Genomic DNA, 13,825 nt, shown 5'->3' with positions numbered 1-13,825 from the left:
GGGGGGAGGGGTTCGAGTTGAGGACCGATGGGCACGGGGCGCTCAGAGCGAGCAACGGGATGCTGATCACCACCGAGGCTCGAGCCAACGCGGCGAATCATGTCAAGGACTTGGGGGAGACGGCGACCCGCCTCCACACCGCTTGGGACCAGCATCAACAGCTCGCCGAGGCCGCGCAAGCACACAGGGCCCAGGAGACGAGCGACGATCAGGACATCGTCCAGAAAGCACTCGAGGCGCAGCACCAGGCCATTGCAGGCGAGGACCGCAGCGGCGACTTCCCCGAACTGGCCGCGCCGCATCTGGTGATGGCCAGCCCGACCGGCATCGAAGCCAGTACGCCGGCCAGCATCCACCTGCACAGCCAGCAGCACACGGCCTTGACGAGCCAGGGCCACACGTCGCTGAGCATTGCCAAGCGCTGGCTCGCGAGCGCGGCCGAGGGCGTGCGGGCCTTCACGCACAAGCAAGGCCTCAAGCTCATCGCGAGCGAAGACCCGGTCGAGATCCAGGCGCACCAAGGCGAGACGCTGCTCGTCGCCCACAAGGACGTGCGCATCACGAGCATCGACGGCGAGATCCACGTCACCGCCAAGAAGAAGGTGGTGGTGGTTGGCGGCGGCAGCTACAGCGAGTGGGGGCCCGACGGCATCACGCACGGCACGGCGGGCACGTGGATGGAGCATGCGGCGATGCATTCGAGGGTGGGGCCGATGAGCCAAGGCACAGCTATGCCGGAGTTTGCGCGGGGCGCATTCAACGGCCAGGAAAGCAAGTCACTTCACAAGTTCGGACCCTCGATCTGAGCGCGCCGCATTCGACACACCCAGCCCAACCGCCATGATCATTAGCCCGCCCTTCCTCCCCACGTCGGACGCCGACGACCTCCGCTATGTGGCCATCGCCATGCCCGACAGCGTCGACATCGCTCCCGGCTCGGGCGGAGCCCCCGCAGGCTCCTATCCCCTGACCACCGCCATGACCTGGCACAACGGCCTGCATATCCAGGCCCCGCGCGACGCGCAAAACCAGCATCTGCCGGTGCGCGCCATTGCCGACGGAACGGTGATCTTCAAGCGTGCCCCCAAGCCCGCCAACAACACCGCCACCGATGCGCAGAACTACAACCCGTACAGCAACACACCGGCCTGGACCGACAACGGCATCGTGATCGTGCGCCACACGACGGACATCGGCGCCACGGGCAACACGCCGACCACCGTGACGTACTACAGCGCGTACATGCACCTGTCGTCCATCGATGCAGCCGTGGAAGAGAAGAAGCCCATCTGGCGCAAGGACGTCATCGGCAAGGCCGGTCAAATCTACGGCCGCGACCATCAGATCCACTTCGAGATCTGCCTGAACCCGGACGAGCTGCAAAAGCTCATGGGCGTCAACCGTCCCATCACATGGGGTGACCCAGCCACGGCACCGACGGCAGACGGTAGAACCGACGCCGTCTTCGGCAGCCTCTATGTCTACCTGCCAGCCGGCACGCCCATCCGCACGGCGGCGCCGACAAGCCATTTACGCAACGGTGGCCCTGCCACCGGGGCCAGCGCAACCACCGGTCACTTCGTGCCCAACACACTGCAGGCGGCCCAGTGGGTGGAAGTCCGCTATCAGCAGGGCAACGGTACCGTGAGCAGCTACCGCGCCAGTGACGGTACAGGCGGCTTGAGGGTTGGCGACCCGATCGGGCAGCCGCATCCCGAACGCGACTTCGAATACAACCTGTACACCGAAGCCAACAAGCGCCACACCAACGCTGTTGCCGGAGGCGCGACCAGCAGCAGCCCAAGCGGCTGGTACGAGCTGTTGAGATTCGGGCGCAACCTCGGGCCGGACCCATTGCCGGCAGACGCCGCGCACTGGCGTGAAATCCCGGCCGCCAACGGCACCGTGTGGGCCGACCTGAACGCGCCAGGCGCCTTCAAGTTCAGCGATGCCGATTTCCCAGCCTTCAAGGACTGGCAATGCTTCGGCGACGACCCCAGCCCCGAGAACCAGCGCTGCGATTCGACGCATCTCAAGCGGACCATTCGAGACCCGTTGGTGCCCGAAAGCATCCTCGAGCGCAAGGCGCTGGCGCGCAGACTGAGCGACTCTGACGTACGCAGGAAGCTGGAACGGGCGATCTGCAGTTTCCCTACCGAGTGGGACAAGACGACGATCACGGACCGCTATGAATGGCTGAAGGTCGACGAGGAATTTCGTGTCGAGGAAGGCGACCAATGGAACACGTTCAAGGCCCATGCGGAATCGATCAGCTTCGACGACTTGCCACAGGATTACAAAGACGCCATTTGGCACATCCATCCTAGGACGTTCATCAGGCACATGCGACAGTGTGGGTGGCTGAGCGAGAACGAGGCCTACCAGTTGTTTCCTAAACTAGCTTTGCGCAAGATTGGGCAAGCGTATGTAAATGAGCGCGTAACACCCGACAGAAATCGACTGAGAAACCACTTGATCTCGATCAATGCAGCCACCCGCAAATATTGCATCACATCGCCCGTACGTCTGGCTGCGTTTTATGGAAACTCCATGCAGGAGACACAGTGGTTTCGACTACTCGAGGAAGGCGGAGGTCAAAGCGCTCGTTATGCCCCTTGGCATGGACGCGGATTCCTGCAACTTACTTGGCCCGACAATTACATCAAATATGCCGAATTCAAAGGCATGAATATTGCCCCTCAGTTAAAAACCCAGCTGGCTGCAGCTGCCCGCACTGCGAACCAAAGTCGAAGCAACTTGGCGCTCTTGGCGCTAGAGGGAAGCATTTCTTTGAATTTATCTCAGCTCCGATTGAACGTAGCGGCAGAGCCACCGTTTCATATGGAAGCCGCGGACAGCGCCGGTGCGTATTGGGCATGGACTTCAGCAGGGCGGAGCGCAGACCCGCAAGCCAACTTCATGCGACAAGCCGCCTCAACGTTCATTTACTACACGCATCGAAACTTTGGCAACGTTGCAGGAACAGTGAACGTGGGGCATCCGTCAACAAGTTACTCCACGATCAACGGCATCGAAGCTCGATTTCAATGCTTCACTTCGTCAACAATGGTCTTAATGGACCTAACGCAGTTTCCAGATGGGGCCGGGCAAATGCAGAACGAGCCGGATGGCTGGACGCGGAGGCTACCTTGAAGAGACCAATCATCGTGGCGAGTTACGTATGGCTGATGGTGCTAAATACCTGGGCTGGCGCTCAAGTACAGCAACCCTCTGGAGAACTTCTGCATCGCATTGATCAGGCAATAGCCTCGGGGGCTCTGGGCGCTTATGTTTCAACTTCGCTGGCCATGAATCCTTGCTTAGATGCTCCAAAAACTCTGGGCCATCCTTGGGAACCGGGTGAGGCTGAGCGTATTCGCTCAGGACTACCTGCTGCAACCTGTGAAGACTCTGTCTTGGCAAAGAGCATTCCGAGGCTTTTTGTTCTTCAGTCGTTGATATTGGCAGCTACAGATCAGCCGCTTGCAATGCAAGCTACGGTCGCTGAAAGCCGAAAAAACCTGCGCGCGTGCGAGGGTCTGACTTGTGCAAGAACCGAGGTCGAGCGTGCGACGCTGGAATTTTCTCGCCAGTGGGATGCGTTACGTCGACAAGCGTCAGATTCCGCCGCTGCAACCGCGCGGTCTTTTCACTCTGTGAAGGATCCTGTAGCGTGGCTTTCTAGCCAGTCGCCGGGAGTTTTTAAACATGCTCGAGCATCTTGTGGACATTCGCGAGTGATGGTCACGATGCAAGTCTACAAACGCAATGCCTTACGGCAAGCCCTTGTGGTGTGCGATCAGGGCGGAGTCGAATCCCCGGGGTGGCTTCTTGAAAAGCAAGAGAAACAATGGACGCAGATTCTTGCGCTTGAATCCATGGGGACCCTGCGCCTCCTCTCGTCCTCGCACCATGGGCGCTTCGATTTAATGAATACGGTTCGAGCCAACATGGGAGAGCATCCTTCGACCGTGTATACCTACAACGGCAAGGTATATGTCGAAAGGCTTTTTCTCGACATTCAAAGCACCAGCGTCGGAGAGGTCGCGGTCATCCCCCCCTACTGAGTCGACCCTACAGCCCTCTTGAACCAACAGCATTGGCAATGCACTTCGCACGCCAGGCTTGCCGCGACTGGACCATCGTCGAGATTTCATAGACCCATCGCTGCAAATTAACGGAGCCGGCGAACGCCGGGCAGCGGCCCAATGGCCGCCTTCCAATCACTTCGGCGCGCTGGCCGCTGGCTCCGGCGCATGCATGCTGTCCCCTCCATGCTTCTCGCCAGACATGTCGACCTTATCCCCCGCCTTGCTGATGATGAAGAGTGCGACGGCGGCGAAGATGATGAAGCCGACGATGAGTTTCCACATGGGTTGAGTCTCCTTGGGGTGGTGTGATGTTCAGAAAAAAGGCTTCATGCGGCCCATCGGCTGGCATGAAGCCCCTGTGCTGAACAGCCTCGCCGCGCAGCCGCGGTCGAAGCGTGGCATCGATCAGTCGTTCGCGTAGATGTCGACGTCCTTCGTTTCCTTGATGAAGATCGTGCCGATGACGAGCGTGACGCCCGCGATGATGATCGGGTACCAGAGGCCGTTGTACATGTTGCCGGTGCTGGCCACGATGGCGAAGGCGGTGGTGGGCAGCAGGCCGCCGAACCAGCCGTTGCCGATGTGGTACGGCAGACTCATCGACGTGTAGCGGATGCGTGTGGGGAACATTTCGACCAGCATGGCGGCGATGGGGCCATAGACCATCGTCACGAGCAGCACCAGCCAGAACAGCAGCGCCACGGTGAGACCCTTGTTCATCTTGGCCGGATCGGCCTTCGCCGGGTAGCCGGCGACCTTCAGGTCATCGCCGACTTCCTTCTTGAAAGCAGCGATGGCCTTGGCCGAGCCTTCGTCGAACTTCAGGTTGACGACATTGCCGGCGGGTGCCGCGACGGTCTTGTTGCCGATCTTCACTACCGCCGGCGAGCCCGCGGGGCCGGCCACGTTCTCGTAGCTCACCGAGTTCTGCACAAGGTAGCGCTTGGCGATGTCGCAGGAGCTCTTGAAGTCGATCTCGCGGGCCACCGGGTTGCCCTGGAAGGAGCAGCTCGCCGGGTCGGCCGTGACCGTCACGCCGGCCGTGGCCTGCGCACGGGCCAGGTCCGGGTTGGCGGCTTCGGTCAGCATCTTGAAGACCGGGAAGTAGGTGACCACGGCCAGGAGGCAGCCGGCCATGATGATGGGCTTGCGGCCGATCTTGTCGGACAGCGTGCCGAACACCACGAAGAAGGGCGTGCCCAGCAGCAGCGCCGCGGCGATCATGAGGTTGGCGGTGGTCGCATCGACCTTCAGCTGGGCCGTGAGGAAGAACAGCGCATAGAACTGGCCCGAATACCAGACCACGGCCTGGCCCGCGGTCAGACCGACCAGCGCGAGGATCACGATCTTCAGGTTCTTCCACTCGCCAAAGGATTCGGACAGCGGTGCCTTCGAGGTCTTGCCCTCGGCCTTCATCTTCTGGAAGGCCGGCGACTCGGACAGCGACAGGCGGATCCACACCGAGATGCCGAGCAGCAGGATCGACACCAGGAACGGAATGCGCCAGCCCCAATCGGCGAAGGCCGCTTCACCGACGCCCAGTCGCACGCCCAGGATGACCAGCAGGCTCAGAAACAAGCCCAGCGTGGCGGTCGTCTGAATCCACGAGGTGTAGGCACCGCGCTTGCCGTGCGGCGAATGTTCCGCGACGTAGGTGGCCGCACCGCCGTACTCGCCGCCGAGCGCCAGGCCCTGCAGCATGCGCAGCGCGATCAGGATGACCGGGGCTGCGACGCCGATGGTGGCGTAGCTGGGCAGCAGGCCGACGATGAAGGTCGACAGGCCCATGATCAGGATGGTGACCAGGAAGGTGTACTTGCGGCCGATCATGTCGCCCAGGCGGCCGAACACGATGGCGCCGAAAGGCCGCACCAGGAAGCCCGCCGCGAAGGCCAGCAGCGCGAAGATGAAGGCCGCGCCCGCATCCAGACCGCTGAAGAACTGCCGCGCGATGATCGCCGCCAGCGAACCGTAGAGGTAGAAGTCGTACCACTCGAACACGGTGCCCAGCGAGGAAGCGAAGATGACCTTCTTCTCCTCGGCGGACATGGGCCGGGGGGCCGGATGCGGCACCCCCCTCGAATCTAGTGTGGCTGCCATATCGATCGTCTCCTGTTGATGTACTGCGGTCCGGATTTCCGGGCCGTGGCGCATTCTTGGAGTGACGACTGACCGGAGCCTTTCGCGAAACTGAACCGTCGCTGACGATTTAGGGTGAAACCCGCGCCCGGGGTTTCAGCATGCAGGAAACGTCAAGAAATGTTGCGCGACGGGCCGGGGCGCTGGTCGGCGGTGGCCCAGTGCGGCCCGTCGAACCACGGATCCTGCTGCGCCGCGGCACGCAGCATCGCCAACCCGTCGAAGCCCCAGAACAGGCGGTCGTCGAGCACACAGGTCGGCACGCCGAACGCACCGCGCGCGATCGCTTCGTCGGTGTTGGCGCGCAGGGCGGCCTTCGCCTCCTCGCTGCGGCCATCGCGCACCGGTGCCAGCTGCGACGCCAGGGCCGCCAGCCTGCCGGCATCGCCCGCTTCGGCACCACCGCGCCACACGTCGCGAAAGATCGTCTCGGCCACGTGGCGGCTGATGGCGCCGTCGTGCGTGGTCGACAAGGCCAGGCGCAGATGCGGCAAGGGGTTGTAAGGATGCGTGGCCGGCATCTCGATCGGGATGCCGTGCGCATGGCCCAGCCACAGCACATGGCGGTAGGTCCAGGCGCGCTTGCTCGGGATCTCGGCGGGCGCCACATGGCCGTGGTGCTTGAACATCGCGCCCAGCAGCACCGGCTTGTAGGTCACGCTGTAGCTCAGGCCCTCGAGCGCTTCGGGCAGGTGCTCGAAGGCCAGGTAGGCGTAGGGCGAGATGAAGTCGAGGTAGAAGTCGATGTGCTTCATGGCGTGACGTCTCCGGTGGACCGCAGAAGACCGGCCTGCGCCGATGCGCGCACTTCGATGGCGCGCCACACGCTGCGCTTGCTGGCGGCGTCGGCACGGCTCCAGCCGGCGATCTCGGGGATGGTGCGCAGGCAGCCGATGCAGAACACGCGCTCGGCGTCCATGCGGCAGACCGACACGCAGGGCGATGGCACGTCGTCGCCGGGGGTGCCGGCGACATCGACCGCGCGTTGCGCGAGCGTGGCGGCCTGGGCGAGGTCGGTGCCGTCGATCGGGTTCATCGTCACACCACGTCCGCCACCGGCGCACCGGTCAGGCGTTCGAGGTCGTGCGGCGACAGCTTCACCACCGCATGCGGATGCCCGGCCGCGGCCCAGATCTCGTCGAAGCGGAACAGCTCGCGGTCGATCAGCGCGACCGGCGGCGTGGCATGCGCGAAGGGTGACACGCCGCCGATCGAGAAGCCCGTCTTCGCCTTCACGAACTCGGCATCGGCGCGGCCGGTCTTGCCGACGAGGGCGTCAACCTTTTTCTCGTCGACCCGCTTGTCGCCCGAGGTGACGACCAGCACCGCCACGTCGTCGCTCTTGCGGCGGAACACGATGCTCTTGGCGATCTGTCCCACCGCGATGCCCAGCGCATCGGCCGCCTGCTGCGCGGTACGCGCGGCGTCGTCGAGCATCTGCGGCGCATGCGCATGGCCGGCGTCCTGCAGCAGCCGCGCGACGCGCTGGACGCCTTCGGGCAGGGAATGGAGTTCAGAACCGCACATCAGCCGGCCCGCTTCGTCCGGATCGCCTTGGACACGCGCGAGTTCGGCTCGCGGCCCAGCGCTTGGCTGATGTACACGCCGGCGTCGATCAGCGCGTCGAGGTCGATGCCGGTCTCGATGCCCATGCCGTGCAGCATGTAGACCACGTCCTCGGTCGCGACGTTGCCGGTCGCGCCCTTGGCGTACGGGCAGCCGCCGAGGCCGGCCGACGAGGTGTCGTACTGCCACACGCCCATCTCGAGGCTGGCCAGCGTGTTCGACAGGGCCTGGCCGTAGGTGTCGTGGAAGTGGCCGGAGATGTCGTCGATGCCGTAGTGCTTGAGCGTGGCTTCGAGCGCACGGCGCACCTTCACCGGCGTGCCGACGCCGATGGTGTCGGCGACACCGACGTGCTGCACGCCGATGCCCTTCATCAGCCCGGCCAGCATGTCGACGCGCGACGGATCGATCTCGCCTTCGTATGGGCAGCCCACGGTGCACGACATGGCGCCCCGCACGTGGATGCCCTGCTCGCGCGCTGCGGCGACCACCGGCGCGAAGCGCTCGATGCTCTCGGCGATGGAGCAGTTGATGTTCTTCTGGCTGAAGGCCTCGCTCGCGGCGCCGAAGACGACGATCTCGTCGGGCCACTCATGGCGGGGAGCCGAGAGTGCGGCCTCCAGACCCTTCATGTTGGGCGTGAGCACCGAATAGGTCACGCGCGGGTTGCGGCGGATGCCGTGCATCACCTCGGCGTTGTCGGCCATCTGCGGCACCCACTTCGGGCTGACGAAGCTGGTCACCTCGATGGCCGCGAGGCCGGCGTCCTGCAGGCGGTGCACCAGCTCGATCTTCACCGCGGCGGGCACGGGTTGCTTTTCGTTCTGCAGGCCGTCGCGCGGGCCGACGTCGACGATCTTGACCTTGGAGGGGAATTTCATGGGTGTCTCTTGCTTCGCGGAGGGAAGGGATGCCGCCCTCGATTGTCGGCGACCCCGCAAGGGCCTGCGCGCCGCGCGGTCGTCCCCGTGGTCGCAATCCCCGCCAGCACGGTTGCAAATGCCGACAGCCGCTAGCCCTTGGCGTCGCCCCGCTCCAGCAGGCTGGTGCGGAACGCCACCTTGCGCACGATGGCCGAAAAGGCGCGCGTGGCCGCGGACTCGCGCGCCGGCGGCGACCACAGCATGCCCGGCGTGCGCACCGGCGTCGGGCTCTCCAGGCGCACGATGGCCAGCCCCGAATGCGGCAGCACGGCATTGGCCGCGACGATGGCGGCGAGCCGCGTCTTGGCGACCAGGCCCATGATCGGCGCCAGCGCGTTGATCTCGGCCACCACCTGCGGCTCGGCCCCGCAGGAGCGGAAGCACTCGTCGAGCATCTGGCGCGTGGCAAAGCTCGCCGGCAGCAGCACCATCGGCAGGCGGTGCAACTCCACCATGCGCACGCGCTTGCGGCGCGCCAGCGGATGGCCCTGCGCCACCACCAGCACCATCTCCTCGTTGTAGAGCGGCTCGAACTGCAACGCCCCGGGCGCCGCCGGCCGGTAGGCGATGCCCAGGTCCAGCGTGCCCTGCTGCAGCCGCTGCGCGATCAGGTCGGCCGCCAGCTCCTCCACCACCACGCGCACGCCCGGGTAGCGCGGCTGGAAGGCGGCGATGCAGTCGGGGATGAAGCCGAGGTTGAAGGTCGGCGTGGAGCCGATGCGCAGTTCCCCTGCGGCTTCCTGCGGGTTGTCGCGGAGCGCGCCCAGGCCGCGGTCGATTTCCTGCAGCGCCCGCGTGGCGTGGTGCAGGAAGGCCTCGCCCGACTCGGTCAGCGCCACCCGCTTGCCGCTGCGGTCGAAGAGCTGCGTGCCCAACTCGTCCTCCAGCTGCTTGATCTGGTGCGACAGGGTCGACTGCGTGACATGCAGCCGCTCGGCCGCCCGCGTGAAGTTGAGCGAGCCCGCCAGCGTGCTGAAGTAGCGCAGGTGCCGCAGTTCCATCGTCGTCTCCGAATGTCGTGGTGCGAGGGTCCACGATCGATGCCGTCGATGGTATCCATGAAAAACCATCATTGTTAAAAATCGCCCGGCCTGCCTAGAGTTCGCACCCAGCCCCTCGACGGGCGAACGAACACAGGAGACAACGCGTTGCAAAAAGTCCTCAGCGGCATCAAGGTGCTGGAGCAAGGCACGTTCATCACCGGCCCGGCCGCCGGCATGTTCCTCGCCGACCTCGGTGCCGAGGTGATCAAGGTCGAGCAGCCCGGCAGCGGCGACCCGTTCCGCGCCTTTCGCGGCGGCCTCTACAGCCCGCACTTCCAGACCTACAACCGCAACAAGCGCAGCATCACGCTCAACCCCAAGCTGCCGGACGACGCGGCGGTGTTCGACGAGCTGGTGAAGGACTCGGATGTCTACATCCAGAACTTCCGCCCCGGTGCGGCCGAGCGCCTGGGTGCCGGTGCAGCCCGCCTGCGCGGCCTCAACCCGCGGCTGGTGTACTGCGCCATCAGCGGCTTCGGCCAGACCGGCCCGGCCGCCGGCCGCCCGGCCTACGACACCGTGGCCCAGGCCGCCAGCGCCTTCCTCAAGCTGCTGGTGAACCCGGCCAACCCGCGCGTCGTGGGGCCGGCGGTGGCCGACGCGATGACCGGCTTCTACGCGGCCTACGGCGTGATGGGCGCCCTGGTGGAGCGCGGCCGCACCGGCGTCGGCCGCACGGTGGAGGTGTCGATGCTCGAGGCCATGTGCCACTTCAACCTCGACGCCTTCACGCACTACTTCTCCGAGAACGAGATCATGGGTCCCTTCAGCCGGCCCAGCGTCTCGCAGTCGTACGTGCTCGAGTGCGCCGATGGGCTGTGGATCGCGCTGCACATGTCGTCGCCCGAGAAGTTCTGGCAGGGCCTGGCCAATGCCATCGAGCGGCCCGACCTGTTCCAGGACCCGCGCTTCGCCAACCGCGAAGGCCGCATCGCCCACCAGACCGAGATGATCGCCCTGCTCGACGGCCTGTTCCGCCAGCGCACCCGTGCCGACTGGTGCGCGCGGCTCGAAGCCGAGGACGTGCCGCACGCGCCCATGTACGACACGCGCGAAGCGATGGAAGACCCGCAGGCGCGGCATCTGCAGCTCGAAGTGAGCGCACCGCATCCGGAAGGCGGCGAGTGGCGCACCATCCGCTCGCCCGTGAGCTTCGATGGCGAACGCCCGCTCGACGTCACGGCACCGCCGATGCTGGGCGCCGACAACGACAGCATCGTCGAGCCGCTGCGGCGGCGGTTGCGCGAAGCCTGAGCTCGCATCCCCCACAAGAAAACGGAGACAAGACCCATGACCCCCTCGAACGAAAACGAACTGACCCAGGCCGCGCTGCAGCGGCTCGAAGGCGCCACCGACCCGCGCTTCGCGCAGGTCATGACGTCGCTCATCACGCACCTGCACGCCTTCATCCGCGAGGTCGACCTCAAGCCCGACGAATGGATGCGCGGCATCGAATTCCTCACCGCCACGGGCAAGGCCTGCGACGACAAGCGCCAGGAGTTCATCCTGCTGTCGGACACGCTGGGCGCCTCGATGATGGTCGTGATGCTTGACCAGCTGCGCGCGGCACGCGATGCGAAGCAGGCCGGCGCCGTCGGCGACCTGGCCGTGACGCCGACCACCGAAGCCACCGTGCAGGGCCCCTACTACTGGGCCGGCGCGCCGGAGATGCCGTGCGGTGCCGACATCGCGAAAGGCACGCCCGGCGAGCCGACCTTCTACAGCGGCCGGGTCACCGACACGCGCGGCCAGCCGATCGCCGGCGCCCTGCTCGACATCTGGTCGGGCGACGGCGAAGGCGTGTACGACATGCAGGTCGAGGGCGCCGGCATGGCCGCGCGCGCACGCATCCGCACCGACGCCGAGGGCCGCTACTGGTTCTGGTCGATCCGGCCGTCGTACTACCCGGTGCCGGTCGACGGCCCGGTCGGCCGCATGCTCGACGGCATGGGCCGCCACCCCAACCGGCCGGGCCACATCCACATGATGGTGTCGGCGCCGGCGCACGTGCCGGTGACCACCCACCTCTTCGTGGCCGGCAGCCCCTACATCGACTCCGACGCGGTGTTCGGCGTGCGGCCCAGCCTGATCGTCGACTTCGAATCGCACCCTGCAGGCCAGGCGCCCGACGGCCGCACGCTGGACACGCCCTACTGGTCCGCGCACTACGACTTCCACCTGCAACCCACGGCCGCCTGAGCGCACACGTCATCATGAAAATCGGCAAATCCACCGTCCCGCGCACCGCCATCTGCACCTCGGACGAACACACCATCGTCGTGCGCGGGCAGGACCTGTGCAACGACCTCATCGGGCACGTGTCCTTCGCGGACTACTTCTTCCTGCTGCTCACCGGCAAGCGTCCCGATGCGACATGCAGCGCCGTGCTCAACGCCACGCTGGTCGCCATCGCCGAGCACGGCCTGGTGCCGAGCGTGCAGGCCAGCCGCATGACCTACGCCGCCGCGCCCGATGCGCTGCAAGGCGCGGTGGCGGCGGGCATCCTGGGCTGCGGCTCGGTGATCCTGGGTGCCTCCGAAACCGCCGGGCGGCTCTTCACCGAGGTCGCGGCCCGGGTCGATGCGGGCGAGGCGCTCGACGATGTCGCGACCGACGTCATCCGCACGCTGAAGGCCGAGCGCCGCTCGATTCCCGGCTACGGCCATCCGCTGCACAAGAGCAACGACCCGCGCGTCGACCGCCTCATCGCCGTCGCCACCGAGGCCGGTGCCGACCTGCGCTTCGTGCGCATCGCGCAGGCCATCGAGCGCGTGATCCCCAGCATCGTCGGCAAGGAGCTTCGGCTGAACGTCTCGGCTGCCATTCCGGCCGTGCTGCTGGGCGTGGGCTTCCCGGTGGCGTCGCTGCGCGGCGTGCCGATTCTTGCGCGCACGGCAGGGCTGATCGCGCACCTGGCCGAAGAGGCCGAGATGCCGAGCGGCTTCGCGCTGTCGTACCAGGCCACGCGCGAGCTGCAGTACGAGGGCGAGGTGCCCGCCGGCTTCGGGGCGTCGACATGACGCGGGACATCGCACGCCGCGCACTGATCGCGAGCGCGCTGCTGGCCGCCGGTGCGGCACTGGCACAGACGCCGTCGTCGCGCCCCATCAAGCTGGTCGTGCCCTTCGGCGCGGGCACGACGACCGACATCGTCGGGCGCACGCTGGCCGACGCGCTCGGCCGGCAACTCGGCCAGGCCGTGATCGTCGAGAACAAGCCGGGCGCGGGCGGCGCCATCGGCAGCGAGCAGGTCGCCAAGTCGGGCACCGACGGGCAGACGCTGCTGATGGGCACCGTGGGCACGCACGCCATCAACCCGTCGCTCTACAAGCGCCTGAGCTATTCGCCGCTGCGCGACTTCGCACCGCTGGGCTTCGTCGGCGCCACGCCGACGCTGCTGGTGGTGCCGACCGCCTCGCCGTGGAAGACCGTGGCCGACCTGCGGCAGGCCGGCGACGCGGCTGTCAATTTCGCCTCGGCTGGCAATGGCACCTCGGGGCACCTGGCGGGCGAGCTGCTCAACGTGCGGCTTGGAAAGAAGTTCGTGCACGTGCCCTACCGCGACGGCGCACAGGCCATGACCGAGCTGGTCGCCGGCAACGTGCAGTTCATGTTCTATCACCCGGCCGCCGTGCTGCCGCAGGTGCGCGCGGGCCGGCTGCGCGCACTGGGCGTGTCCAGCGCCAAGCGCAGCGCCGCCGCGCCCGACGTGCCCACGCTGATCGAGCAGGGCGTGCCCGACTTCGACCTCGTCGCCTGGTTCATGCTGTATGCGCCGGCCACCATGCCGGCCGACCAGCGCGACCGCCTGCGCGAGGCCACGCGCCAGGTGCTGGCGCAGCCGGAGGTGCGCGAGAAGTTGTCGCAGCAGGGCATCGAGCCCAGCGACTTGAGCGGTGCCGCACTCGACGCCTTCGCGCGCAACGAGATCGCGAAGTGGGGCGAAGCCGTCCAGCGCTCTGGCGCGCAGATCGACTGAGGAGACACCCACCACCCACGGACACGATGAACTTCGGCGCGGCCACGCGGCCCGGCGAAGCGACGCGATTTTTCAAACAAGCGG

At 66.1% G+C, this 13,825-nt stretch carries 14 protein-coding genes; 7 read left to right on the top strand and 7 right to left on the bottom strand.

The annotated features are described in order from the left end of the window. The 3 genes from QTH86_RS26675 to QTH86_RS26665 form a co-directional block, all read left to right on the top strand. Positions 1-806, top strand: an 806-nt coding sequence (locus tag QTH86_RS26675; RefSeq protein WP_286649409.1) for a DUF2345 domain-containing protein, incomplete at its 5' end; no start/stop codon positions are given. A gap of 34 nt (positions 807-840) precedes the next feature. Next, positions 841-3,153: a M23 family metallopeptidase gene (locus QTH86_RS26670; protein ID WP_286644206.1), complete on the top strand. Its 2,313-nt coding sequence runs from the start codon at positions 841-843 to the stop codon at positions 3,151-3,153. After that, on the top strand, positions 3,150-4,067 hold the full coding sequence (locus tag QTH86_RS26665) for a hypothetical protein (RefSeq protein ID WP_286644207.1): 918 nt from the start codon (positions 3,150-3,152) through the stop codon (positions 4,065-4,067). Before QTH86_RS26670 ends, QTH86_RS26665 begins: the two co-directional genes overlap by 4 nt. Positions 4,068-4,223: 156 nt before the next feature. Here QTH86_RS26665 and QTH86_RS26660 read toward each other — a convergent pair whose 3' ends face one another. From QTH86_RS26660 to cynR, 7 genes are all read right to left on the bottom strand, one after another. Beyond that, positions 4,224-4,373 (bottom strand): hypothetical protein, encoded by a 150-nt coding sequence (locus QTH86_RS26660; protein ID WP_286644208.1) that lies wholly within the window; start codon positions 4,371-4,373, stop codon positions 4,224-4,226. Between the two features lie 123 nt (positions 4,374-4,496). Beyond that, entirely contained in the window at positions 4,497-6,191 is a 1,695-nt protein-coding gene (locus QTH86_RS26655; protein ID WP_286644209.1) for an MFS transporter, read from the bottom strand. Positions 6,192-6,343: 152 nt separating this feature from the next. Beyond that, complete coding sequence (locus QTH86_RS26650; RefSeq protein ID WP_286644210.1) at positions 6,344-6,985, bottom strand: 2-hydroxychromene-2-carboxylate isomerase; 642 nt, start codon at positions 6,983-6,985, stop codon at positions 6,344-6,346. Next, on the bottom strand, positions 6,982-7,266 hold the full coding sequence (locus QTH86_RS26645; protein ID WP_286644211.1) for a DUF1289 domain-containing protein: 285 nt from the start codon (positions 7,264-7,266) through the stop codon (positions 6,982-6,984). The genes QTH86_RS26650 and QTH86_RS26645 overlap by 4 nt, the downstream gene beginning before the upstream one ends. Before the next feature lie 2 nt (positions 7,267-7,268). Next, positions 7,269-7,757, bottom strand: a complete 489-nt coding sequence (locus QTH86_RS26640; RefSeq protein WP_286644212.1) for a YbaK/EbsC family protein — start codon at positions 7,755-7,757, stop codon at positions 7,269-7,271. Further along, entirely contained in the window at positions 7,757-8,677 is a 921-nt protein-coding gene (locus tag QTH86_RS26635) for a hydroxymethylglutaryl-CoA lyase (protein WP_286644213.1), read from the bottom strand. The genes QTH86_RS26640 and QTH86_RS26635 overlap by 1 nt, the downstream gene beginning before the upstream one ends. A 131-nt stretch (positions 8,678-8,808) precedes the next feature. Beyond that, a complete protein-coding gene (gene cynR / locus QTH86_RS26630; protein WP_286644214.1) occupies positions 8,809-9,720 on the bottom strand; it encodes a transcriptional regulator CynR in 912 nt (303 codons plus the stop codon). Positions 9,721-9,867: 147 nt separating this feature from the next. Here cynR and QTH86_RS26625 point away from each other — a divergent pair, with 147 nt between their 5' ends. Genes QTH86_RS26625 through QTH86_RS26610 form a run of 4 tightly spaced genes read left to right on the top strand, consistent with a single transcriptional unit; the run spans position 9,868 to position 13,741 of the window. After that, complete coding sequence (locus QTH86_RS26625; protein WP_286644215.1) at positions 9,868-11,016, top strand: CaiB/BaiF CoA transferase family protein; 1,149 nt, start codon at positions 9,868-9,870, stop codon at positions 11,014-11,016. 36 nt (positions 11,017-11,052) lie between these two features. After that, positions 11,053-11,961: a dioxygenase family protein gene (locus QTH86_RS26620; protein WP_286644216.1), complete on the top strand. Its 909-nt coding sequence runs from the start codon at positions 11,053-11,055 to the stop codon at positions 11,959-11,961. A 14-nt stretch (positions 11,962-11,975) separates the two neighbouring features. After that, positions 11,976-12,782, top strand: a complete 807-nt coding sequence (locus tag QTH86_RS26615; protein ID WP_286644217.1) for a citryl-CoA lyase — start codon at positions 11,976-11,978, stop codon at positions 12,780-12,782. Continuing rightward, positions 12,779-13,741, top strand: a complete 963-nt coding sequence (locus QTH86_RS26610) for a Bug family tripartite tricarboxylate transporter substrate binding protein (RefSeq protein ID WP_286644218.1) — start codon at positions 12,779-12,781, stop codon at positions 13,739-13,741. Before QTH86_RS26615 ends, QTH86_RS26610 begins: the two co-directional genes overlap by 4 nt. Positions 13,742-13,825: the final 84 nt, after the last annotated feature.

The sequence above is a fragment of the Variovorax sp. J2L1-78 genome (assembly GCF_030317205.1).
Taxonomy (GTDB): domain Bacteria; phylum Pseudomonadota; class Gammaproteobacteria; order Burkholderiales; family Burkholderiaceae_C; genus Variovorax; species Variovorax arabinosiphilus.
The sequence above is the reverse complement of the archived record's forward strand: the minus strand, read 5'-3'. Positions and strand labels throughout refer to the sequence as shown.

What these genes read in the sequence shown, in the direction of transcription:
- QTH86_RS26670 (WP_286644206.1), top strand. Translation starts at nt 841, where the DNA reads ATGATCATTAGCCCGCCCTTCCTCCCCACGTCGGACGCCGACGACCTC.
- QTH86_RS26660 (WP_286644208.1), bottom strand. Translation starts at nt 4,373, where the DNA reads ATGTGGAAACTCATCGTCGGCTTCATCATCTTCGCCGCCGTCGCACTC.
- QTH86_RS26655 (WP_286644209.1), bottom strand. Translation starts at nt 6,191, where the DNA reads ATGGCAGCCACACTAGATTCGAGGGGGGTGCCGCATCCGGCCCCCCGG.
- QTH86_RS26650 (WP_286644210.1), bottom strand. Translation starts at nt 6,985, where the DNA reads ATGAAGCACATCGACTTCTACCTCGACTTCATCTCGCCCTACGCCTAC.
- QTH86_RS26645 (WP_286644211.1), bottom strand. Translation starts at nt 7,266, where the DNA reads ATGAACCCGATCGACGGCACCGACCTCGCCCAGGCCGCCACGCTCGCG.
- QTH86_RS26640 (WP_286644212.1), bottom strand. Translation starts at nt 7,757, where the DNA reads ATGTGCGGTTCTGAACTCCATTCCCTGCCCGAAGGCGTCCAGCGCGTC.
- QTH86_RS26635 (WP_286644213.1), bottom strand. Translation starts at nt 8,677, where the DNA reads ATGAAATTCCCCTCCAAGGTCAAGATCGTCGACGTCGGCCCGCGCGAC.
- cynR (WP_286644214.1), bottom strand. Translation starts at nt 9,720, where the DNA reads ATGGAACTGCGGCACCTGCGCTACTTCAGCACGCTGGCGGGCTCGCTC.
- QTH86_RS26620 (WP_286644216.1), top strand. Translation starts at nt 11,053, where the DNA reads ATGACCCCCTCGAACGAAAACGAACTGACCCAGGCCGCGCTGCAGCGG.
- QTH86_RS26615 (WP_286644217.1), top strand. Translation starts at nt 11,976, where the DNA reads ATGAAAATCGGCAAATCCACCGTCCCGCGCACCGCCATCTGCACCTCG.
- QTH86_RS26610 (WP_286644218.1), top strand. Translation starts at nt 12,779, where the DNA reads ATGACGCGGGACATCGCACGCCGCGCACTGATCGCGAGCGCGCTGCTG.